The 22,139-nt window shown below is 61.3% G+C and carries 14 protein-coding genes; 6 read left to right on the plus strand and 8 right to left on the minus strand.

Annotated elements, in window-relative coordinates; genetic code table 11:
* Both asrA and G5229_RS02575 read right to left on the minus strand, forming a co-directional pair.
* On the minus strand, positions 1 to 1,059 hold the full coding sequence (asrA, locus tag G5229_RS02570; RefSeq protein ID WP_421208313.1) for an anaerobic sulfite reductase subunit AsrA: 1,059 nt from the start codon (positions 1,057 to 1,059) through the stop codon (positions 1 to 3).
* Positions 1,060 to 1,259: 200 nt separating this feature from the next.
* Positions 1,260 to 2,102: a patatin-like phospholipase family protein gene (locus G5229_RS02575; RefSeq protein WP_005333746.1), complete on the minus strand. Its 843-nt coding sequence runs from the start codon at positions 2,100 to 2,102 to the stop codon at positions 1,260 to 1,262.
* Between the two features lie 265 nt (positions 2,103 to 2,367).
* Between G5229_RS02575 and G5229_RS02580 the strand changes: the two genes are divergently transcribed.
* Complete coding sequence (locus tag G5229_RS02580; protein ID WP_421208314.1) at positions 2,368 to 3,378, plus strand: S66 family peptidase; 1,011 nt, start codon at positions 2,368 to 2,370, stop codon at positions 3,376 to 3,378.
* A 134-nt stretch (positions 3,379 to 3,512) separates the two neighbouring features.
* Here G5229_RS02580 and G5229_RS02585 read toward each other — a convergent pair whose 3' ends face one another.
* On the minus strand, positions 3,513 to 5,108 hold the full coding sequence (locus tag G5229_RS02585; protein WP_421208315.1) for a methyl-accepting chemotaxis protein: 1,596 nt from the start codon (positions 5,106 to 5,108) through the stop codon (positions 3,513 to 3,515).
* 253 nt (positions 5,109 to 5,361) lie between these two features.
* On the opposite strand from G5229_RS02585, the gene hutW reads away from it, so the two are divergent.
* Entirely contained in the window at positions 5,362 to 6,723 is a 1,362-nt protein-coding gene (gene hutW, locus G5229_RS02590; RefSeq protein WP_421208316.1) for a heme anaerobic degradation radical SAM methyltransferase ChuW/HutW, read from the plus strand.
* A 98-nt stretch (positions 6,724 to 6,821) separates the two neighbouring features.
* Here the strand turns inward: hutW and G5229_RS02595 are convergent, their stop codons facing one another.
* Together G5229_RS02595 and G5229_RS02600 are read right to left on the minus strand one after the other, a co-directional pair.
* Positions 6,822 to 8,222, minus strand: coding sequence for a DEAD/DEAH box helicase (locus G5229_RS02595; protein ID WP_266133891.1), 1,401 nt, complete (start codon positions 8,220 to 8,222; stop codon positions 6,822 to 6,824).
* A 161-nt stretch (positions 8,223 to 8,383) separates the two neighbouring features.
* Positions 8,384 to 8,860, minus strand: coding sequence for a glutathione peroxidase (locus G5229_RS02600; protein WP_421208318.1), 477 nt, complete (start codon positions 8,858 to 8,860; stop codon positions 8,384 to 8,386).
* 350 nt (positions 8,861 to 9,210) lie between these two features.
* Between G5229_RS02600 and G5229_RS02605 the strand changes: the two genes are divergently transcribed.
* Positions 9,211 to 9,819, plus strand: coding sequence for a 2OG-Fe(II) oxygenase (locus G5229_RS02605; protein WP_040066372.1), 609 nt, complete (start codon positions 9,211 to 9,213; stop codon positions 9,817 to 9,819).
* 204 nt (positions 9,820 to 10,023) lie between these two features.
* Positions 10,024 to 11,013: a D-alanine--D-alanine ligase gene (locus G5229_RS02610; RefSeq protein ID WP_040066371.1), complete on the plus strand. Its 990-nt coding sequence runs from the start codon at positions 10,024 to 10,026 to the stop codon at positions 11,011 to 11,013.
* A 169-nt stretch (positions 11,014 to 11,182) separates the two neighbouring features.
* Here G5229_RS02610 and mngB read toward each other — a convergent pair whose 3' ends face one another.
* Entirely contained in the window at positions 11,183 to 13,837 is a 2,655-nt protein-coding gene (gene mngB / locus G5229_RS02615; RefSeq protein WP_421208320.1) for a mannosylglycerate hydrolase, read from the minus strand.
* An 86-nt stretch (positions 13,838 to 13,923) separates the two neighbouring features.
* Positions 13,924 to 15,870: a PTS 2-O-a-mannosyl-D-glycerate transporter subunit IIABC gene (gene mngA / locus G5229_RS02620; RefSeq protein WP_421208322.1), complete on the minus strand. Its 1,947-nt coding sequence runs from the start codon at positions 15,868 to 15,870 to the stop codon at positions 13,924 to 13,926.
* 247 nt (positions 15,871 to 16,117) lie between these two features.
* Here mngA and G5229_RS02625 point away from each other — a divergent pair, with 247 nt between their 5' ends.
* A complete protein-coding gene (locus G5229_RS02625) occupies positions 16,118 to 16,837 on the plus strand; it encodes a GntR family transcriptional regulator (RefSeq protein WP_005337027.1) in 720 nt (239 codons plus the stop codon).
* 116 nt (positions 16,838 to 16,953) lie between these two features.
* Here G5229_RS02625 and xseA read toward each other — a convergent pair whose 3' ends face one another.
* Positions 16,954 to 18,327, minus strand: coding sequence for an exodeoxyribonuclease VII large subunit (xseA, locus tag G5229_RS02630; protein WP_421208516.1), 1,374 nt, complete (start codon positions 18,325 to 18,327; stop codon positions 16,954 to 16,956).
* A 330-nt stretch (positions 18,328 to 18,657) separates the two neighbouring features.
* Here xseA and G5229_RS02635 point away from each other — a divergent pair, with 330 nt between their 5' ends.
* The gene (locus G5229_RS02635; RefSeq protein WP_421208324.1) at positions 18,658 to 21,864 is read left to right on the plus strand and encodes an alpha-amylase family glycosyl hydrolase; all 3,207 of its coding nucleotides are present in this window, start codon (positions 18,658 to 18,660) and stop codon (positions 21,862 to 21,864) included.
* Positions 21,865 to 22,139: the final 275 nt, after the last annotated feature.

Consider the following 22,139-nt stretch of genomic DNA (forward strand, 5'->3'; position numbering starts at 1 on the left):
TCAGTTCGCCCCCTGCGCGTTGTCGGCTGCGATGGTCTGTTCGACCACATCGGTCATCTTGTTGATGATGTTGCTAAAGGAGATGTAGTGAGGGCAGCGATCGTCGCAGCGGCCGCAGCCGACGCACATGTGCTCCTCCCCCTGACGGGCCTTGTAGTCGTTGACCTTGTGCAGGGCGCGATAACGCAGGCGCTCGCCATGCTTTGCGCGAAAACCGTGGCCACCGGCCATGTCGCTGAAGCCATCCACCATGCAGCTGGCCCACTGGCGACGGCGCTCGCCCTGCTGGGGGTTCTCCGCATAGGTGAGGTCATGCACGCTGTAGCAGCTGCAGGTCGGGCAGGAGGTGGTGCAGCGGCCGCAACCGATGCAGCGGCTGTCGTACTCGGCCCAGACCGGATGGGTGGTGAGGATCTGGCGGATCCGCTGGGGGTCGTCACAGACGCTGTCCGGGGTGTGTACCTTGACCGGGTTGCTCTGGACAAATTCCGGGGTGAAGTCATCGGATTCACCCAGTTCGGCAAAGTAGCCGAGCAGCTCGGGATCCTTCACCTCGATGCGGGCACCCTCATCGCTCAGACGAATGGCGGCGGCGTAGTCTTGGGTCTCGTTGCTGCCCATGGAGACGCAGAAGCAGTTCTCGAAGCTCTCGCGGCACTCCAGCAGCACCAGCTTGAGCTTGCTGCGCAGCCGGGCGTAGTAGACGTCACTGTTCTGGCCATTTTTCAGGTAGACCTGATCCAGCCTGCGCAGGGCGTGGATATCACAGCTGCGCAAGAACAGCAGGGTGGGCTTGGCCTCCACCTTGGATTCGCGCAGCTCCAGATTGTCGAAGTGGAACAGGGTCTGGGTGATGGGGAGCACCACCTCTTTCGGGGAGAAGTGGGACTTCTCCTGCCACACCAGATCGGCCGGATGGCGGATGCTGTGGTAGGTGACGTTGTTGGTGTCGGAGAAGCGGCCACCCCGATATTCGGCCGCGGGCGCCATGATCCGGTAATCGGGCAGCAGCCGCTCGAACAGCTGCGCCAGCGCGGGATGGGTGAGAAGAAACGACATAAATAAACACCTTGTATGAGGGTGAGATGCCCTGGCATAGGGATGAGGAGCGGGCCGGTCAGGATGTCTGGCATCGGTTCTGGCCGCGCTTGCCTCGCCACGGTCTGTTTTTATGACTCATGTTGCTCAACTGACCCGATTGTTATTGTGTTGGCGGCGCGTGCGTCGCGGCAGGTCGGGTCATGCCTGTAAAACCCTTATCAATTGAGCAGGGCGGCCTGATAGCCTGCGCACTTGCCCATCACGTATCCCATCTCCAGCTTGTTGATATCGCGGGTGAAACGGGAGACGGGGAAGTAGTCGGCCGGGGCGATCACCTCGATCTGGCAGTCCTCCGGCGGATTGGCGATAAAATCGAGCGCCTCGTTGTAGCTGCGATCCCGCTGCTCCAGCGCCTGTGCCAGCGCGGGGCGGGTCTTGAGCAGAGTGCGGATCATCCAGGGGAAAGGCATCGGCTTGAGCCGATAGCCAAGGGGCTCGGAGAGGATCACAGTCAGGTGACGGGCACCGCGGCGGTAGGCCTCGATCACCGGGATGGAGTCGGCCACCCCGCCATCTGTCATCGGTACCCCGTGCACTTCCGGGTATTCATGGGAGGCGAGGGGAATGGCGCAGCTGGCGGGCAGCACCTCGTTCATGTTTTCCGGCTTGACCCGGATGTACTCCGCCTTGCCGGTCAGGGTATTGGTCACCACCGCATAGAAGGGGATGCCGGTCTCCCGGTAGGCGTGAATGTCGAGGGGATACTTGCGGCAGCTGGTGTTCCACAGCCAGTGGATATCCACCAGATTGCCCCCCTTGGCAAAGCGCAGGGGATCCATAAACTGCTGGCTGCACGCCAGTTTGGTCAGGATCTCGTGGCTGCGGCCATGCTGGCTGGCGAGATAAGCCAGCAAGTTGGTGGCCCCCGCCGAGACGCCGATGGCGAAGTCAAAGGGGCGATAGTCATGCTCGATAAACGCATCCAGTACGCCGCTGGCAAATATGCCGCGCATGGCGCCGCCTTCTACAACCAATGCGCTGGGGGATGCGTTTTTGTTCATGACAGGCACCTCATTGATAAGTCAGAGAGAAAAAGTGGGAAAGAGAACGTTCGGGCTGTCAGGCCGACCATTCTGACAACCAACCGGGGTTGGCCATCGCAATGAGGTCATTCTAGGAAGGGGATAGTGTTTAGAATATCTGTTAATAATGAATCAAGTGTTTTGTATTTCTAAACGATGGTGATAAACCCGTTGTGATCAAAGGGGTTGTGTAGGAGTCTCAACGACTCTGTGATGGCTGGATATTGGCAAGGATGAGTGTGTCATGACGTTATTGGTTCCCCCGCTGCTCCGACGTGGCGATACCATCGCTTTTTTCTCCCCCTCCAGCGCGGCGACCGCCTGGGCTCCCAACCGTTTTGCCCGCGCCAGAGCCTTTCTTGAAGGGCAGGGCTTTAGGCTCAAGGCGGGCAGCCTCACCGGCCAGCAGGATCACTGGCGATCCGGCTCCATCGCCGCACGGGCCGAAGAGCTCAACGCCCTTATTCGCGACCCCGAAGTACGCTGCATCATGTCGGTGATTGGCGGCAGCAACTCCAACTCTCTGCTCCATTACCTCGATTTTGATGCGCTGAGGCGCGATCCCAAGATCATCGTTGGCTACTCCGATGTGACGGCACTGCTGCTCGGCATCCATGCCCAAACTGGCCTGGTTACCTTTTATGGCCCGGCGCTGGTGGCCTCCTTTGGCGAGTTGCCGCCGCTGGTGGATGAGACGCTGGCCAGTTTTTTACAGATTGCATTGGCCGACGAAGTTGGTGTCCCCTGCACGCTGCCTACGCCAGCGCAGTGGAGCGATGAACGGCTGGATTGGGAGAACCAGACCCGGGCCAAGCAGTGCCAGCCCAATCGGCTGATCTCGGTGGGTTCTGGCCGGGTAGTGGGGCGACTGATGGGCGGCAACCTCAACACCATGGCGGGGATCTGGGGCTCTCCCTATATGCCAGCCATCGAGTGCGGCGACATTTTGCTGCTCGAGGACAGCCTGAAATCTGCCGAGACGCTGGAGCGCTCCTTTGCCCACCTCAAGCTATGCGGGGTGTTTGATCGGATCGGCGCGCTTATCCTCGGCAAGCACGAGCTGTTCAACGATCAGGGTAGCGGCAAGCGCCCCCTCGATATCCTGCTGGAGGTGGTGGGGGAGCCGAGCTTCTCCATTCTGGCGGAGTTTGACTGCGCCCATACCCACCCCATGCTGACGCTGGGCATCGAGGTAGCGCTCGATCTCGACCGCCAGCAGCTCACCTTGCTGGATCCCTGGTGGGATGACTGTTGAGGCTATGTTGCCAAGGGAGATGAAGCACACATGCTATGTGCTGAAGAGGATTGATGAATGCTCGACACCGCCCATCAAGGGTAGTTTGCGGCAACAAGCGCGACTCGGGAGCGCGCTTGTTGCCATTGGCTGGATTACCAGCGGTAGGTTTTCAGCAAGGCCTCCAGTTTTTGACACTGCTCGACCAGCTGGATACTGGCGAGGTTGGCGGCATGGGCCTGACCCAGAGTGTCATTTGACGTATTGCGAATGTCGCTGACCGCGTGATCCACTTCGCTGCAGACCCTGTCCTGCTCTTCTGCTGATTGTGCCATCTGGGCGTTGAGGTCATTGATGCTGGCGATGCGTCCAATGATGTTTTGCATGGCCGCCAGGGTCGCCTCTGTCTTGCTGATGCTCTCACCGGCTTTGCTTTTTGCATCCCCGATCACCACAACGGCGCTTTGGGCCTCGTTTTGCAGGGCGGCGATCATCTGGGAGATCTCCTCGCTGGCGGCACGGCTACGGTTGGAGAGGGCCCGCACTTCATCGGCTACCACCGCAAAGCCACGGCCTTGCTCGCCGGCCCTGGCCGCTTCAATGGCGGCGTTGAGGGCCAGCAGGTTGGTCTGATCGGCAATCCCCTTGATCACCTCAAGCACACCGTCAACGGCGAGGCAGCGGCTATCGAGTTGCTGGATCACCTGATCCACCCGATCAATTTCTGCCGACATCTCGCCCATATCTATGATGGAGTGCTGGGCGAGGCGGCTGGTATTGGCGGCATCCTGATTGGTTAGGGCGGAGAGCTCGGCGCTCTTGCGGGCATGTTCGCGCACTTCGTGGGAGCTTGCCGCAAGCTCGCTTACAGCGGCGGCAACCTGAGTGGTCATCGACTCTTGCTGACGGGCCGAGTTTTCTGTCTGGGTCGCCACCTGACGGATCTGGCTCGACTCCTGATAGAGCTGATGGGTCGCCCCTTCTACTTCCTGCAGGCTGTGCCTGAAGCCCTGCACCATCTCATTGACGGCACGGGTCATCTGGCCCAGCTCATCCTGACTCTGGTTTAGCAGGGGGATAGCGAGGTTACGCTCTTTGGCCATCTGGAGCATGGTACGTTGCAGTTGCCGCAGCGGGTGTTTTACATAGCGTTGCAATACCCACCACAGCAGGCCGAAACCGAGGCTGAAGACAAGGGCCAGACTGCCGCTCAGGATCAGGTTGTTGTGGCGGATCTCGCCGAAGGTATGGCTGAGATCGTAACTGATCCGCACCGCTCCCATGACAGTGCCTTCAGGTACTTGATGGCAGGTGGTGCACTGGGTACCGCGATACTCCTTGTAGGCTTTGAACGGCTTGATCAGGGTGAGCTGGTTACCCTGTTGCTGCAGGATGGTTTCCCCCTGATTGATGGCGCGTTCGTCGAAGCTGTCCTGGGCTTCCTGGTCCGGGAAACCCAGGCCAAACAGGTTGCTGACGGCCGGGGCTCGAACCAGACGAGCCTCGACAATGCCCGCTTCACTCTTGAGTTTGGTCTGCACTATCTGCCGGTTGGCCATGCCACCTGTCATCATCAGCACGTTGACCTGATCCATATAGGTGTTGGCCATGCTCTCAACCTTCTCCTCTGCCAGCCGGATGGCGAGATCCCGTTGCAGCCAGGCAGAGAGCTCGAAGCTGAGGCCAAAGGTGGTGCTGATGACCAGCGCAAGAGGGAGAAAGATTTTCCAGTTCAGGGAGAGGTTATGCATAGTCGGGGCGTTCCATGCGTTGTTGTGTTTTATCTGTTCCAGCTTCATCTGAGCGTAGGCGAGGAGAGCAAGAATGATGGTTCTCTATCGGCACACCATAACCGCTCTTTAGTAAATAATCTGTTAAGCGGATCGGTAATGCTGGTTGCCAAAATGACTTCGACGAGCTGCACGGCTCTGCGGGTTGATCCAGAACAAAATGCCAGTAACGATAATCGTTATCATTGTCATTATTTGCTAAATAGTGACCACCATGAATCTGACCCCTTCCATGACCGGTATCTCCTCGCCGGATCCCCTCAAGTTTGCCTTTAGCGCCAAGACCTCGGCCCACGCCAGTCGGGGAGGGATGCGCCCCTTCCCGCTGGATGAGGCTGGCTGGCAGAGCTGGTGGCAGCGAGAGAGTGAAGCTGAGGAGCGCGCCCTCTACATCCATATTCCGTTTTGCCGCAAGCGCTGCAGCTTCTGCAATTTCTTTGAAAATGGCGCCAACCCGGCGCGGATCAACCGCTATGTCAACGCTCTGTGCGCCTCCCTTGCGCAGGCGGCTGACACCCCGCTGGCGCAGAGCCTGCCATTTTCAGCCGTCTATGTGGGGGGCGGTACGCCGACCGACATGAGCGCCGACGAGCTGGCCATGCTGGCCGCCGTGATCCGCCGTTTTCCGTTGTCGGCCGATGCCGAGGTGACGCTGGAGGGGCGGCTCAACGGCTTTGATGATGAGAAATGGCAGGTGGCGCTGGCCGGGGGCTTCAACCGCTTCTCATTCGGGGTGCAGAGCTTTGATACCCGGGTGCGTCAGCAGGCGGCCCGTTTCGATGACAGGGAGACGCTGCTGACCCGTCTGGGTGAGCTGACCCGGGATGATGCGGCTGTGATCGTGGCGGATCTCATCTTTGGTCTGCCCGGTCAGGATGATGCCGTGTGGCAGCAGGATATCCGCGATGTGATGGCGAGCGGTGTACACGGGGTCGATCTCTATCAGCTCATCGCCATGCAGGGCACCAATCTGGAGCGGGCGCAGGAGAAGGGCACCCTGGATTGGCTCGCCGATGGCCAGCAGCGGGCGGCCATGTATGCCTATGGCGGGGCGCAACTGGAAGCCCACGGCTGGGAGCGTCTCTCTTGCAGTCACTGGCGGCGCAGTCCGGCCGAGCAGAGTCGTTATAACCAGATGGCCAAGCGCGGTGCGGAGATCCTCCCCTTTGGCGCCGGTGCGGGGGGCAGCATTCTTGGCCACGGCTTGATGTATGGACGGGATCTGGCCCCCTGGCACGACGCGCTGGCCAGCGGCAAGCGGGCGCCCGGGATGGTGATGGGGCGCAATCCCAATGCAAGGATGGACGGTCTGCTGCGCGGTGCCCTCGACAGTGGCGTGCTGGCGCTGGATCGTCTGCCGGTCTCCTTGCGTGCTCATCTGATGTCGCTCTTCTCGGCCTGGCAGCAGCATGGCTTGGCCGAGATAAGCCATGAGCGACTGCAACTCACCCTTGCCGGACGCTTCTGGAACGTCAATATGCAGGCTGGCTTGTTCGAGTTCCTGCAGCTCAATCCGCTCGATGGTTCAGCGCCGCCCAGCCATGGTACCGCCGCGGTGCGCCATTCGCTGGTCTGAGCCCGAGTGGAGCATTTGCACGGCTCCGTGTGATCCACAACGAAAGAGGGAGCCTTGCAGGCTCCCTCTTTTGGCTTGGCAGTTAGCGTCGTGCGAGCTTACTCGTCGCTGCTCTCCTGATAGCTGTCGCGCATTGCTTTGGGCAAGCGGCGCATTGGCGCAAAGCCGATATCCTCGCCCACCACTTCCCGCTTGCGGGACTTGTTTTGAGGAGACTGGGCGGGCTTCTTGGAGGCATCATCCTTGGCTTTGCCCTTGCCTGCGGCAGGTTTGCCTTTGGCATTGCTCTTGGCGTTGGCATGGCCGCGAGCCCGGGGCGGGTTCTGCACCGGCTTGCTGCCCGGCAGAGTCTGGCGACTCGGCTTGCCGCTTGGCTCATACCCTTCCAGGATCTCCACGGTCAGGGATTGGCCGATCAAGGCTTCGATCGCCTTGAGCTGACCCAGCTCGTCCTGGCTGACCAGCGAGATTGCCTCGCCGCCACGACCGGCGCGGCCGGTACGGCCGATACGGTGGATGTAATCCTCCGCCATCTGGGGCAGTTCGAAGTTGATCACGTAGGGCAGTTGATCGATATCCAGACCGCGGGCGGCGATATCGGTTGCCACCAATACCCGAACGTCGCCACTGCGAAAATCGGCCAGCGCCCGGTTGCGGGCTCCCTGGCTCTTGTCACCGTGGATCGCCACGGTATTGAGGCCATCTTTTTGCATCTGCTGGGCGAGGCGGTCGGCGATCTGCTTGGTGCGAACAAACACCAGCACCCGCTGCCAGTTGCCACGGCCAATCATGTGGGAGAGCAGCTCGCGGCGGCGTTCCCGATCCACCTGAATGATGCGTTGGGTCACCTGCTCCGCGGCAGTATTGCTGGGGTCCACCTCGATCAGGGTGGGGTCGTTCAGCAGGTCATCGGCCAGCGCCTTGATGTCGTTTGAGAAGGTGGCAGAGAAGAGCAGGGTTTGCCGCTCTGCAGGCAGCGCCTTCATGATGCGGCGGATGTCGACGATAAAGCCCATGTCGAGCATGCGATCCGCTTCATCCAGTACCAACACTTCCAGTTGGCTCAGGGTCAGGGCGCCCTGGGTCAGCAGATCCAGCAGACGGCCCGGGGTGGCGACCAGAATGTCCACCCCCAGCTTGATGGCGTCCAGATTGGGCTTGATGCTGACACCGCCATAGGCGATCAGAGTCTTGAACGGCAGGTGGTGGGCATACTTTATGATGCTCTCGCCCACCTGTGCCGCCAGTTCGCGGGTCGGGGTGAGCACCAGGGCGCGCACCTGACGTCGGCCGCGGCCATGGTTGGCCAGCAGACGCTGCAACATCGGCAGGGTGAAACCGGCCGTTTTGCCTGTGCCTGTCTGGGCACCGCCGAGCACATCCTGACCAGCCAGAATAGCCGGAATGGCTTGCTGCTGGATGGGGGTTGGCTGTTCGTAACCCAGCTCCTTGACGGCCCGCAGGATGTGCGGGGACAGACCCAGTTCGTTGAATGACATGTTCGAGAGAAACTCCTGAGATGAGCCTTTGGCTCAACGGGCAGCCAGCGTATTGGGGCCAGCCACGATATGGAAATGATAACGGGGGCGTAATATAGCAAAAGAGCGGCCGCTGCGCAGTAGCTGTTGTACCGGCCGCTCTTTTGTATCGCGAAAAGCAATCAGAGTAGGTCGCGGATGGGGGTGACCAGACTCTCCGGCTTGGTGGTGGGAGCAAAGCGGTCAACCACCTTGCCATCACGGTCGATCAGGAACTTGGTGAAGTTCCACTTGACGTTTTCGAGCCCCAGCAGCCCCGGTTGCTCTTTCTTGAGCCATTGATAGAGGGGGTGGGCCTGTTCACCGTTGACATCGCACTTGGCCATGATGGGGAAGGTGACCGGATAGTCGAGGGAGCAGAAGCGGGCGATCTCGTCCGCATCCCCCGGCTCCTGATTGCCGAACTGGTTGCAGGGGAAGCCCAAAATCACCAGCCCCTTGGGGCCGAGCTCCCGATAGAGTGTTTCCAGCCCCTCGTATTGGGGAGTAAAGCCGCAGCGACTGGCCACATTGACCACCAGCACTACCTTGCCTGCCAGTTGAGTCAGCGGGTAGGGGGTACCATCCAGTCGTTGCAAAGTGAGATCGGGCAGAGGCATGAAAAGATCCTTTCGTGGGTGATGCGCGGGTTGTGCCGTGAGTGGTTCGGTCGGTGACAGAGACAAGCGCCGGATGAACAGCAACATGGCGATGCGGATACGGTATCGGCTGGCTCTTGGCACCGCAAGGAGGCCGCGGCGCCTCCTCGTCCCGATTGCAAGGGCCATCACAGTTTCGACAGCCAATACGCTTTTTGGCAGGGCGGGATCACAACTGGCGAGAAAAATGCGGGGAGGCGGGCAGCAACTCGCGTATTGATGTTGGGACTTCTCAAGAGAAGCAAACCGGTTTGTGACTTTGCCGGTAAGTCGCTACAAAGCGCCCTCTTTCTACTCATTGTGAGCCAATCTTGGACTATCAAGCTGCCATGGATGCCATTTACACCCGGGGATGGGTGATAGTGGATGATTTTTTGACCGCCACCGAGGTGGATGCCCTCAAAGCCTGTTTGCCAAGCGAATGGCAACCGGCCGGGATCGGCCGTGACGCCCTGCACCAGGGCAATCCCGACATTCGCCGTGACCAGATCCACTGGCTGGAGCCCTCCCTCGGTGCGCCGGTGGCTGACTACCTCGCCCGGATGGAGTCCCTGCGTCTTGCCGCCAACCGGATGCTGATGCTGGGATTGTTCGACTACGAGGCCCACTTCGCCCGCTATCGCAGCGGGGATTTTTACGCCACCCATCGGGATGCCTTTGCCGGTCGCTCCAACCGCCGTCTTACCACCGTGTTTTACCTCAACAACGACTGGCTGCCCGAAGCGGGTGGAGTGCTGCGCATGTATGACGACAAGGAGCAGTTTCTGATGGATGTCAGCCCCAAGGGGGGGCGGCTGGTCATGTTTCTCTCCGAGGAGTTTCCCCACGAGGTACTGCCTGCCAATCGCGAGCGCTACAGTATTGCCGGCTGGTTTCGGGTCAATGGCAACGGCATGGGAAGGGTCGATCCCCCGCGCTGAGGGGCAATGTGTCCCGATTTTGACACAGGGGAGACTTTTCACTGCAAGAAGTGGGGTCATGGGTCTCCCATCAGCTGACAAGGGTTGATCTCCCTTGCTACACTGGCGCGCACTTATGTTCGTATCTGGCTTCGTCCGGTTTTTATGGTGGTTGGCTTATCAAATGGTCATGACGAGGCCGCTTTTCCCAAGGGATCACATCTAATGAAGAACATGCATGTCTTGCTGCTGTGCGGCGGCGGTGGCTCAGAGCACGAGGTTTCTCTGCGCAGCGCCAATTTCCTCGAGCAACAACTGGGCCTTCTGCCCGGTGTCGAAGTGACCCGCGTCGAGATGTTCGCCGATCGCTGGCTCAGTGCCGATGGCCGCGAGTGCAAGCTGGGGCTCGACAAGCTGCTTTCGTTTGACAGCGTGGCCCGTCCGGTGGATTACGTGGTGCCCTGCATCCACGGCTACCCGGGTGAGACCGGCGATCTGCAATCCTTCCTCGAGCTGGCCGGATTGCCTTATCTCGGTTGCGATGCCGAGGCGAGCAAGATCTGCTTCAACAAGATCAGCACCAAGCTGTGGCTCTCCGCTATCGGTATTCCCAACACCCCGTACCTGTTCCTGACCGAGCAAAATGAGGCGGCGCTCGCCGAGGCCAAAGCCGCGCTGGCCAAGTGGGGCAAGGTCTTTATCAAGGCCGCTTCCCAGGGCTCTTCCGTTGGCTGCTACTCCGCTAGCAACGAAGCGGATCTGGTAAAAGGTATTGCCGATGCCTTCGGTTACTCCGAACAGGTACTGATCGAGAAAGCGGTCAAGCCGCGCGAGCTGGAAGTAGCGGTTTACCAGTACGGTGACGAGCTGGTGGCGACTTATCCGGGCGAGATCTGCGTGCCGCAGGACAAGTTCTACACCTATGAAGAGAAGTACAGCAGCGCCAGCCATACCGAGACGGCACTGCGTGCCGAGGGGCTGACCGAGGCGCAGGCCGATGCGATCCACGAGTATGCCCTCAAGGCGTTCCGTCAGCTGAAACTGACCCATCTCTCGCGCATCGACTTCTTCCTGACCGAGGAGGGGGAGATCCTGCTGAATGAAATCAACACCTTCCCGGGCATGACCTCCATCTCCATGTTCCCGAAACTGCTGGAGCATCACGGTCACCGCTTCGCCGACTACCTTGAGCAGATCCTGCGCAAGGCCAGCTAAGTGCGCGCTCCCGCTCGCGGGATGAAGCAGGGCCCAATAAAAATCCCCGCCAATTGGCGGGGATTTTTTTATGCCGTTATCAAGCGTGGCAGGCCAGCTTGAAGGGATAAGCAGGCGGGGAGGGGATGACTCTTCCCCGCCTGTTGCTACCTGTGGGTGTTACCGGCGGTTAGTCGCGAGCCACCCGAAAGCGCACGCTGCGGGAGTGGCAGGGCGCCAGCTCGCCAAACTCGCCAGCAGCCAGCTCAAGGGGCAGGGGCTGCTCGTCCATCCGCACCGCTTGCCAGTCGCTCAGGGTGTGCTGGCTGGTCACTTTGCCACCCTCCTGCACCGCCTGTTCGCTCGGGTTGTAGACCCGGATCACCAGCGCCTCTTCATCCTCGGCTTTCTTCAGGGCACTCAGCACCGGACCGGAGGGATCCATGGAGAGCAGACTGAAGTGGAGCGGGGTGGTGAAGCTCGCCTTGTTGAGCTTCATGGCATCGAACGGGATCTTGTTGTAGCAGCGAACCGGGGTGAGGTAGCGGCGCGCCGCCTGCATCACGTTGGCGCTGATGTGATCACCGGCAAACGCCAGCAGGCTGAAACGGCAACTGAGCTTGCCGCGTACCTGGGAGTCCGGGGTGGGCAGCTTGATGCCGGAGGGGCGACCCGGGCGCAGCAGCAGCTCCTCTTTACCGAGTACGCCGACCCCGCGCAGCAGGGTGAGTGCCAGGGTGTCGCACTGCTCACCGATCACTTCAAACTCGCGCAGACCATCGCTCAGTACCGCCAGCCCCTGTTTGCCATCTTGCAGGGCGACGAAGTTCATCAGCTGCCAGACCGGAATGGGGGCCTCTTTCCACCCCTCCGCTTCCCAGTTCGCCATGGCGCTGTCGCGAGTGGGGCGGGTGATGCAGCCAAACTGGTTGTCGGAGACCACGGTGTCGCTCGGGAAGGGGGTGGGGATCAGCACCCGCACCCGGTGATCATCGGCCTGATTGTCGAGCTCCAGCTCGATGTCGATCCGTGGACTCTGATGTGCAAGCGTGATGCGGCAGGTTACATCGAGGTGGCCGCTGCACTGGCGGTTGGCACGCTCGGCGAGGTTGGCAGGCAAGGCCATACGCAGTTTGAGAGTGGCGATGCTCTGCCACGCCTGATGGGTGACCTCGCGAGTCACCGCAAACTCGGTGGAGTAGCGCAGCCACTCGTCCCGCGATGGCGAGTAGTCATACTCGTCACCATCATCGGAGCCCTCTTCCAGCGTGAGCACCTGATCGAAGGTGGTGCCGCGCAGTTTATCCAGGATCTGCAGGGTGCCGTTGTCATTGAGGGCGATGCGATAAAAATCGTTCTCCAGCAGCTCGCCGCTGGCCGTCACCGGCTGCTCCAGTCCCGGCTGATTGCCCTCGATATGGAGAGTGCAGTAGCCCATGGCCGGCAGCGGATGGCAGAGCTGGATGTCGTACTCCATAAAGGGGTCGTAGTTGCCGTAGTGCACGATCTGTCTGTCCACCAGTCCCGGGTCAATCTCGCGTCTGGCGCGGATGAAGTAGGGGACCGGCTGGCCCGCCTCATCGCGCAGGGCAAAGGATTGGGCGCGAATGCGGATGCTGGTGTTGATCACCTCCTGACGGGGGAAGGGCATCAGGTTGAACAGGCAGAGCTTGTCGGCCACCTGTACGCCGTCTTCACAGAGCGCCACCGGCATGTTGTCGACAATCTTGCGCATGTAGAAACGGATCAGGTTCTCGGCCATGTCATCGGCCAGAATGAAGCGGGTCATCACCTCCTGATGCACCTTGTCGCTGCAGCAGCAGCCGATGCTGTCGTGGGCGTGGTTCTTCATGATCTCCTTCCACATCTTCTCCAGAAGTCCGTGGTGGTACTCAAAGCCGAGCTCCCAGGCGATGCTCGCCAGCGGCTCGAGGATGTTGACGATCTTGTTCTCGATGGCGGCATGAGCCAGCTTGATGTCCATCCGGGTGGAGGAGATGGTGCGGTGTACCCGCATGTATTTGCCGTCGTTGAACTCCCCCTTGAGGGTGGCCAGCTGGTCGCGGCACGCCTCGATGCGCTCGAAGACCTGCTCGAAGCGGCTCATGTGGAATTCACGCTGGGGGTAGATCTCCCGCAGCTTGTCGATGATGGCGAAGATATTCTGCTGCAGCGGCATCTGGTCGTGGCCGTTGGGCAGCAGGATATCCTGGGTCACCGAGGCCTTCTCCAGCACCTCGAAGTAGGATTCGAGCCGCTTGCGCAGGCCCGCCTCATCTTCCGGCAGGTACTTGCCGATGGCGTAGCCGAGCGGCAGTACCTGGGCGGTCACCTCGCTGCCATCGTTGCTCTGCCAGAGGAACTCGGTCTTGTCGGTACCGTGGCGCTCTGAGCAGCCGCGCCAGAACATGGCCCGATCGATCCCGAAGCCATTGAAGATGTGGGGCAGTTGGGAGGACATGCCGAACGAGTCGGGCAGGTAACCGATCTTCATCGGCTCGCCAAGGCTGAGGCAGTCGCGCATCCCGTAGAGCAGGTTGCGCAGGATGGACTCGCCGCTCACCTGCATGGTGTCGGTCTGGGTGTACCAGGGGCCGATGATGAGTTTGCCCGCTTCCACCAGCGCCTTCACCCGGGCCTTGTTCTCGGGCTGGATGGCGAAGTAATCCTCCAGCACCGCGGTCTGGCCGTCGAGCACATAGAACTTGTAGTCGGGGTCGGATTCAAGACGCGCCAGGATCTCCGCCATGTTGTTGACCAGCAGGATGCGGGACTCCTCAGTGGTGAAGTACCACTCCCGATCCCAGTGCATGTGCGGCGTGATGTGAACTCGTGAAACTGTCATGACAATGATCCTTTGCTGACGCACGGCGGCCCTTGCCTGCCGTGCGGAAAAATAGTCTGTTGAAAAATCGGTTGTGAAGATGAGCCTTACTCAGCGGCAACCACCTGATAGGTGCCGCGCTGCATGGCGTGACGGCGCCAGCCGATCAGCACCACAGTGGAGATAAGGGTGCCCACCAGCGCCGCACCGAGCCAGAGGGCGGCAGCCATCAGGGCACCGTGGCCGCCATCGTGGAGCAGGAACAGGGAGAAGATGCCGGCCCCCGGGGTGGAGAGACCAATCCCCATGGCACCCACCATGGCGCCGGTAACGACAGAGCCTGCGAGGAAGGAGCCGATCACCCGGATCGGATCTTCGATGGCCATCGGAATGGCGCCCTCTGTGATCCCCGCCAGCCCCAGCAGCCAGGTCGATTTGCCGGTCTCGATCTCGAAGGTCTGGAACAGGCGTGGCGCCAGCAGGGTGGAGAAGGTGACGGTAAAGGCCGAGACCATCTTGACCGCGCCGAAGATGGCGTAAGGGCCGTAGACCCCGTTGGCCATGGCGCCGAGGCAGAAGGCGTAGGCCGCCTTGTTGACCGGGCCACCCAGGTCAAACGAACACATAAAGCCGAGCAGGGCACCCAGCACCAGCGCATTGGTGCCGGAGAGGCCGTTGAGCCACTCGGTGAGGCTGTTGTTGAGCCAGGCTACCGGCTGGCCGATGACAAACAGCATCAGGCTGCCCGCCACCAGAGTGCCGATCACCGGATAGAGGTAAAAGGTGAGAAAGCCGTTGAAGTTGGGGCTAAGGCGCACATGCTGCTTGACCCAGCGCATCAGGTAACCGGCGATAAGACCACCGACCACGCCGCCGAGAAAACCGGAGCCAATCATGTTGGCGGCCAGTCCCGCCGCAAAGCCCGGGCCCAGCGCCGGTTTGTCTGCCAGCGAGTAGGCGGTATAGGCCGCCAGCACCGGCACCATCAGGGTGCCCAGCATGCCACCGCCCAGCTTGCGGTACATCCAGAGCCAGGAGTTCTCGGTATCAAACAGATGTTGCAGGCCGAAGATCTGGGCCAGCAGCACAGAGACGGCGAGCACGGTACCGCCCGCCACGATCAGCGGCACGGCAAAGGAGATACCGCTCAGCAGCGCCTGCTTGAGCTCGGTCTTGAGGCTCACCTTCTTGCCGGTCTGCGCGTCGCTCTGGCTGGTGTTGGGCGTCGGGGCGGTGCGACCGGCCTTGGCCGCTTCCAGCGCATCATTCAGGATCCGCTCGGCATGGCGGATGGGCTCGGCCACCGGCGTCTCGATCCGGGGGATGCCAATAAAACGCTCCTGCTCCTTGATGGCCACCTCGGCGGCGAAGATACAGGCCACCGCAGCATCGAGCGCCTCTTGCGGCAGGCGATCCTCGATGCCGTTGGCACCCTGCTTTTCGACCAGTACCCGAATGTCCAGCTTGCGCCCCGCTTTTTCCAGATACTCGGCAGCCATATAGGTGTGGGCGATCCCCGCCGGGCAGGCGGTGACACAGACCACAGTGGGTTGATTTGTATCTAGGTTGTATTCTTTTGCTGGTTGCTTGCTACTATCCCCCTCACCATCGAGCAGCGCCATCAGTTGCTCGGCACTTTGAGCCGCCAGCACCGCCTCGCGGGTATCGTCATCCACCAGGGCGGTGGTGAGGGTGGTGAGCAGTTGCATGTGGGTGGAGCCCGCCTGATCGGTTGGGATCGCCAGCATGAAGATCAGGTTGACCGGCTCGGGGCCGTCGATCCCCTCCCAGCCCAGCTCCTCGCTCAGGGTAGCGACGGCAAAGGCTGCTTCACGCACCGCATCACACTTGCCGTGTGGCACCGCCAGCCCTTCGCCAAGGGCGGTGGGGCCCTGCGCCTCGCGGGCCATGACCGCCGCCAGAAAGGCGGCCTTGTCGTGCAGCTTGCCGGCCTGATCGAGCCGATCAGCCAGGGCATGAATGGCCGCATCCCGATCGGCAAACCGGGTTTGCAACGTGATGAGATGGGGGCCGGTAAGACTGGTCAGATTCATGATGATCCTCTGTCAGGTTGGCTTGCCAGCAAGCCGTCATGGTGAAAGTGACAGCGATGCTAACAAACCGGTCGACTGATTTTTGTGAGTGGTATCATACAATTCGTTATTTGTATTGTTTTTGTATTGTTTGTTCGAGGTGATTTGTTAGGTCAAATGAGGCCGAGCCGTTTTGTCTGCCGGGCAACTGGGGTAGAATGGCGCCTCTTCCATTTATCATGGCGCAGAGCCGACGAGGTGGCCTTTCGTGTCGAAAAAACCTATGTATCGCCAGATAGCCGACACCATCCAGCAGTGGATTGCGCAAGGGGAGCTGGCCCCCGGCGATGCCCTGCCCACGGAAGCCGAGTTGCGCGAGCAGTTCGGTGTGAGCCGGGTGACGGTGCGCCAGGCCCTCAAGCAGCTGACCGAACTCAACGTCATCGAGAGCATTCAGGGCAGCGGCAGCTATGTGCGGCAGGAGAAGGTGAACTACGACATCTATCAGCTCACCAGCCTCTATGAGAAGGTGACCGATCCGGCGGCCGAGACCCACAGCGACATTCTCGCCTTCGAGGTGATCAAGGCGAGCAGCGAGCTGGCCGAGCGGCTCAATCTGCTGGAAGGGGCGCTTGTCTACTACGTCAAGCGGGTGCGCTTTATTCGTCAGATCGCGGTAACGCTGGAGGAGACCTGGATGCCGCTCGCCCTCTTCCCCGACCTCAGCTATGCGGTGATGCAGGGCTCCAAGTACCACTACATCGAAGAGGTGAAGCAGCTGGTGATTGACCGCAGCGAGCAGGAGATCATTCCGGTGCTCCCCTCGGCGCAGGTGGTGGAGGCGCTCGGTATCGATCCCGCCAAGCCCATTATCGAGAAGGTCTCCCGCGGCTTCCTGCAAGATGGCACAGTGTTCGAGTTCAGTCGCAACTTCTTCAAGAGCGATGATTACAAGTTCACCCTGGTCGCCCGCCGCGCCAAGGGCTGAGCGGGCGCCAGCACCCGAGATGAAAAAGGCCACCACTGTGTTTGCGGTGGTGGCCTTTGTTTTTGGCTGATTGCCGGGCTGAATGGCAGATTGGCTGGTGGCTTGATGTAGCCGCTCTACTGCGCTGAGTCGTTGATAACTTTCTCGACCCGTACCTGCAGGCTCCCTTGCGCCAGAGTGGTGATGAGCTGATCGCCATTGTTGACCTGATCGGCGCGGCTAATGACCTCACCACGCGCGGTGCGGGTGATGGAGTAGCCGCGCCCCAGGGTGGCGAGCGGGCTCACCCCGTCGAGGCGGGCGCTGAGCATGGCGAGGCGGTGACTAGCAAGGTCTTGCCGTTTTGCAATCAGGGCATGAAGCCGCTCCTCGGCCAGCTGATGGCGGCGTTTGCCAGCTGCCAAGAGGCGCTCCGGACTCTTGCCCTGCAGGCGCAGTTCAAGGTTGGTGAGGCGCCGCTCACCCTGATGCAGCCGCTGGCGCAGCAGTTGCTGCAAACGGGTGGAGAGCTCGTCGAGTCGCTGGGATTGTTGCTCCAGCCGCCGCTTCGGATCCTGATGGTCGAGCCGCTTTTGCAGCAGGATGAAATCGTGGCGGGCGGCGGTCTGCTGGCGGCTCATCGCCTGCAGCAGTCGCTGCTTGAGGTGAACGAGACGCTGGGCTCGGGCGCTCTGATCCGGCGCCACCAGCTCGGCGGCGGCCGATGGGGTAGGGGCGCGCAAGTCGGCGGCAAAGTCGCTGATGGTGACATCCACCTCGTGGCCCACCGCGCTCACCACTGGTATGGCGGAGTGGGCAATGGCACGCGCCACCGCCTCTTCGTTAAAGCACCAGAGATCTTCGAGCGACCCGCCGCCGCGCCCGACGATCAGCACATCCACCTCGGCGCGCTGGTTCGCTTTGGCGATCGCCGCGACGATCTGGCTGATGGCGGCGCTCCCCTGTACCTGAGTCGGGTAGATAAAGACCGGTAGATCCGGCGCACGCCGTTTAAGCACCGTCAGCATATCGTGCAAAGCCGCACCTGTGGCTGAGGTAATGAGGCCTACCGCGCGCGGTTCGCGGGGCAGCGGCCGCTTGCGGCTCTCGTCAAACAGCCCCTCGGCGCCGAGGCGGCGCTTGAGCTCTTCAAAACGCAGCGCCAGCACGCCATCGCCTGCAGGTTGCATCGACTCGATGATCAGCTGGTAGTCGCCGCGCGGCTCATAGAGGGAAACTCGCGCCTGCACCAGTACCTGCATGCCATCCTGCGGGCGAAAGGCCACCCGCCGGTTGTTGCCCTTGAACATGGCGCAGCGCACCTGCGCCGATATGTCCTTAAGCGAGAAATACCAGTGGCCGGAGCTTGGCATCGCCAGGTTGGAGAGCTCGCCGGTCAGCCACACCAGCCCCAGATCTTGCTCCAGGATCATGCGCACGGCGCTGTTGAGGCGGGTGACGGTAAAGACCTGCTGTTGCCTGTTTTGGCCGGATTCGTTGCGATAGTTCAAGGCGGTTCCTGCGCACGGTTCCTCGCCAGCGAAGGCGGAGGAGAGAAACAATGTCGCCATCTTACCCCACTTCACCTCGTCCGCCGAGTCAATGGATCAGGTTGGTCACTCCTCCCTGCAAATCGGTGTTGCATGGAAATGAAAGCGCTATCAATCACATACAGCCAATAGCGAAGTCGATGGTGGTCACATTTTGCGCGCATTCGCCATGAATTGGTTATGGGGAACTCTAGACTGATCGGGCTCATCCGAAGGCGGGACTGTAGCGGATGGGGGAATGCCGGGGCACACCGGCATCACACACAAAACAATGAAAATAAAGGACTATCAATGGCTAGATGGATACTCGCGGCCGGATTGTTGGGAACCCTGATCACGGCGCCGACGTCGGCGGCGGAGTGGTTCTTCCGGGGCACCGCGAATGGATGGGCGGCGACCGCAATGACGTCGACGGACGGCGTCAATTTTGATACCTGCCAGCGCTTCGTGAGCGGGGATGCCAGCGGCGGCCCGCGCTTTAAGATAGACAGGTACGGCAACTGGCAGCAGAGCTACCCGGCGGCCGACTACGGGGTCAATGCCAACACGGCGTACCAGATCCGTATCAACGCCAGCACTCAGGCGGTGAGCGCGACGGCGGTGGCCAGTTGCGAGGCCTCGGGGTTTGCCAGCACCTTGCCGCAGCTCAACGTACGCGGCGCCTTCAACGGCTGGGCCAGCCTCCCCATGACTCTGGTAGGGGATCACCTGTGGCAGGTGGAAGCCTACATGGATGGCAAGGCGAGCCAGCGCCTCAAGTTTGATCAGGCTGGCGACTGGGCCGTCAACTTTGGCGACAGCAACGGCGACGGCGTGCTTGAGAAAAGTGGCGGCGACATCTTCTGGAGCGCCGTGGGTACGGTGCGCATCCAGGTCAACGACCAGACCCTGGTCTACAGCATCACCCCCCTTGGGGATGACAACCAGCCGCCGCTCGCGGTCATCACCCCGGGGGGCACGGTGAATGTGACCCAGGGGGCGTCACTGACCTTGAGCGGCAGCGACTCTACGGATCCCGACGGCCAGATCACGAGCTATCTGTGGAGCAGCGGCGAGACCACGGAGAGCATCGTCGTCAGCACCACCCAGACCGGCAACTTCACCTATGGCCTCACGGTCACCGACGATCAGGGCGCCAAGGGCAGCAGCAGCGTGAGCGTGATGGTCGGGGCAGGACAGAGCAGCGACAGCTGGTACTTCCGGGGCACGACCAACAACTGGGGGCTCACCCCCATGACCAGCGAGGATGGTACCACCTTCTGCACCGAGCAGGCCTTTGGCAGCAACAACCCCCGCTTCAAGATTGACCACAAGGGGGATTGGGCCGAGGCGTATCCGGCCCAGGATTACCTGGTCAGCGCCAACACCCGCTATCGCATCTGCTTTGACAGCCTGCGCAAGGCCATCGAGGTGGAGACGCTGGCCGGGGCCGATCTGCAGGCCCCCACGGTGACGGTCACCCCGGCCCCGGGGAGTTATCTGGACAACCAGTCCATCACCCTGGGGGTGAGCGACGATCAGGACAGCGCCCCCGCCGTGCATTTCACCACGGACGGCAGCCAGCCCACCACGGCGTCGGCCCGCTATGCAGGCCAGCCCCTGGTGGCGAGCGACAAGGGGAGCGGCACCGATCTGGTGATCCGCACCCTTGCCATTGACGCCAGCGGCAATCAGCGCGAGCAGCGCTTCGAGTACCGTATCGGCGAGCAGGGTGTGGCGAGCGGCGATTTTCGTGCCGAGAGCATCTACTTCCTGCTGACCGCCCGCTTCTATGATGGCGATGCCAGCAACAACTACCATAACCGGGATCGCTACAAGGCGGGGGATCCCCATTGGCGCGGCGACTTCAAGGGCTTGATCGCCAAGCTCGACTACATCAAGGATCTCGGCTTCACCGCCATCTGGGTGACGCCACCGGTGGAGAATCGCTCCGGCCTAGACTACCACGGCTACCACGCCTACGACTTCTACCGGGTCGATCCCCGTCTGGAGTCGCCGGGGGCGGGTTACCGGGAGTTCATCCAGGCGACCCACGCCAAGGGGCTCAAGGTGATCCAGGATGTGGTGCTCAACCACTCGAGCCAGTACGGCCTGCGCGGCAAGACCTGGATCGATCGCCTGCCCGTCAAATACTACGTACCGGCGGGGTCGAGCCAGGGGCTCATCAACAACGGCCCCTATCAGGGCAACCTCGGGGACTACGCTAGCGCCAACCGCTGTGACGACGACAACCCGGCGGCTCCCGACTGGTACAAGGCCCGCTGCCAGTCCGATCCGGCGGGCACCCAGCCTCTGGTGGACCCCAAGACAGGCGCCACCGTGCCGAGTGCTGGCTACAACCCCAACCGCTTCTTCGGCATCGACGCCCAGACCCTGGATCCCGCCTGGTATCACCTGGACGGTTTCATGTCAGGCGGTGACTGGGAGAGCCCGCTCGCCCTGCAGCGCAAACACATGGCGGGGGATTGCATCGATCTCGCCACCGGCAACCAGAACGTCAAGGACTACCTCAACGGCGCCATCCGCCAGTACCTCGACATGGGGGTTGACGCCATTCGCATCGATACCTTGAAGCACATCGAGCGGGACGAGCTGCTGACCTATGTCCACGACTGGCAGGCCCACAAGCCGGGGTTGTTCGTCTTTGGCGAGAACCTGGTCAAGGGCACCGGCTGGGGCTCTGAGCTGGCCAACGACAATGCCTCGGCGGTGATCCGTCCCTGGTGGTATACCCGCACCACGCCGAACCCGGCGGATCCCCGGGCAGGGGGCGATTCCGGCCTCTCTGTGCTGGACTTCTCCCTCTTCTCCACCTTCCGTGACAACGTCACCCGGGGGAGCTTTGGCGGGGTGGGCGGGATCTTTGCCATGGACTGGGTCTATGGGGATGCCACCAAGCTCATCACCTTCTTCCAGAACCATGACGTGGGGCCGGACAACGACTTCAAGTACCGCTACGGCGGGGAAGAGGGCAATGCGGCCATGACCTACAACCTGCTCTGGACGGCGCGGGGCATCCCGACCCTCTACTACGGGGAGGAGGTGATGTTCCAGGCGGGCAAGCCTCAGGATATCGACGGGGCCACCATGACGGTGGATCAGACTGGTCGTGCCTACTACGGGGAGGTGCTGGACAACCCGGCCACTCCGAGCCACCCGCTCTACCAGCACATCAAGCGCCTGAACCAGATCCGCAAGGCGGTGCCCGCCCTGCAGAAGGCGCCCATGAGCCAGGTGAACGAGTGGGGCAGCGGCATCAGCTTCGTGCGTGACCTGAGCGCTCAAGGCAGCTACGCTGCCGTGGGCCTCGCGGCCAGTTCGGCCCAGCAAATAAACCTGAGTGGCCTGAAGAACGGCACCTATACGGATGCGGTGACCGGCGCGAGTCAGAACGTCAGCAACGGCAGTCTGAGCTTTGCGGTGCCCGCCTATTCGGCACGGGTCTGGGTACTGAACGGCCCGGGCAAGGTGGGCGTTGACGGTAAATATCTCAAATAAGGAAAGCCTGTCACAGTGTGCAGCGAGTCGGCCTTGGGGCCGACTTTTTTATGCCGCATATCAAGGGATCGAGGGAGAGGGACCAGACGGGGAAGGCAATAAGCAGTAGCGTCGACATCGCTTGGGAGCAAGCGGCATCCGAGGGTGGCTTGCTCTGTTATGGTGCTTTCGCCCCAAAGTGGTGCGCATCATCGACATTGGCAGCAGGAACCCACCTTGGAGAAATATGCCGTATCCACCCTATGCCCCTCCTGTGACGAGCATGATTCATGCTG

Source organism: Aeromonas sp. 602396 (assembly GCF_049173735.1).
GTDB lineage: Bacteria > Pseudomonadota > Gammaproteobacteria > Enterobacterales > Aeromonadaceae > Aeromonas > Aeromonas veronii_A.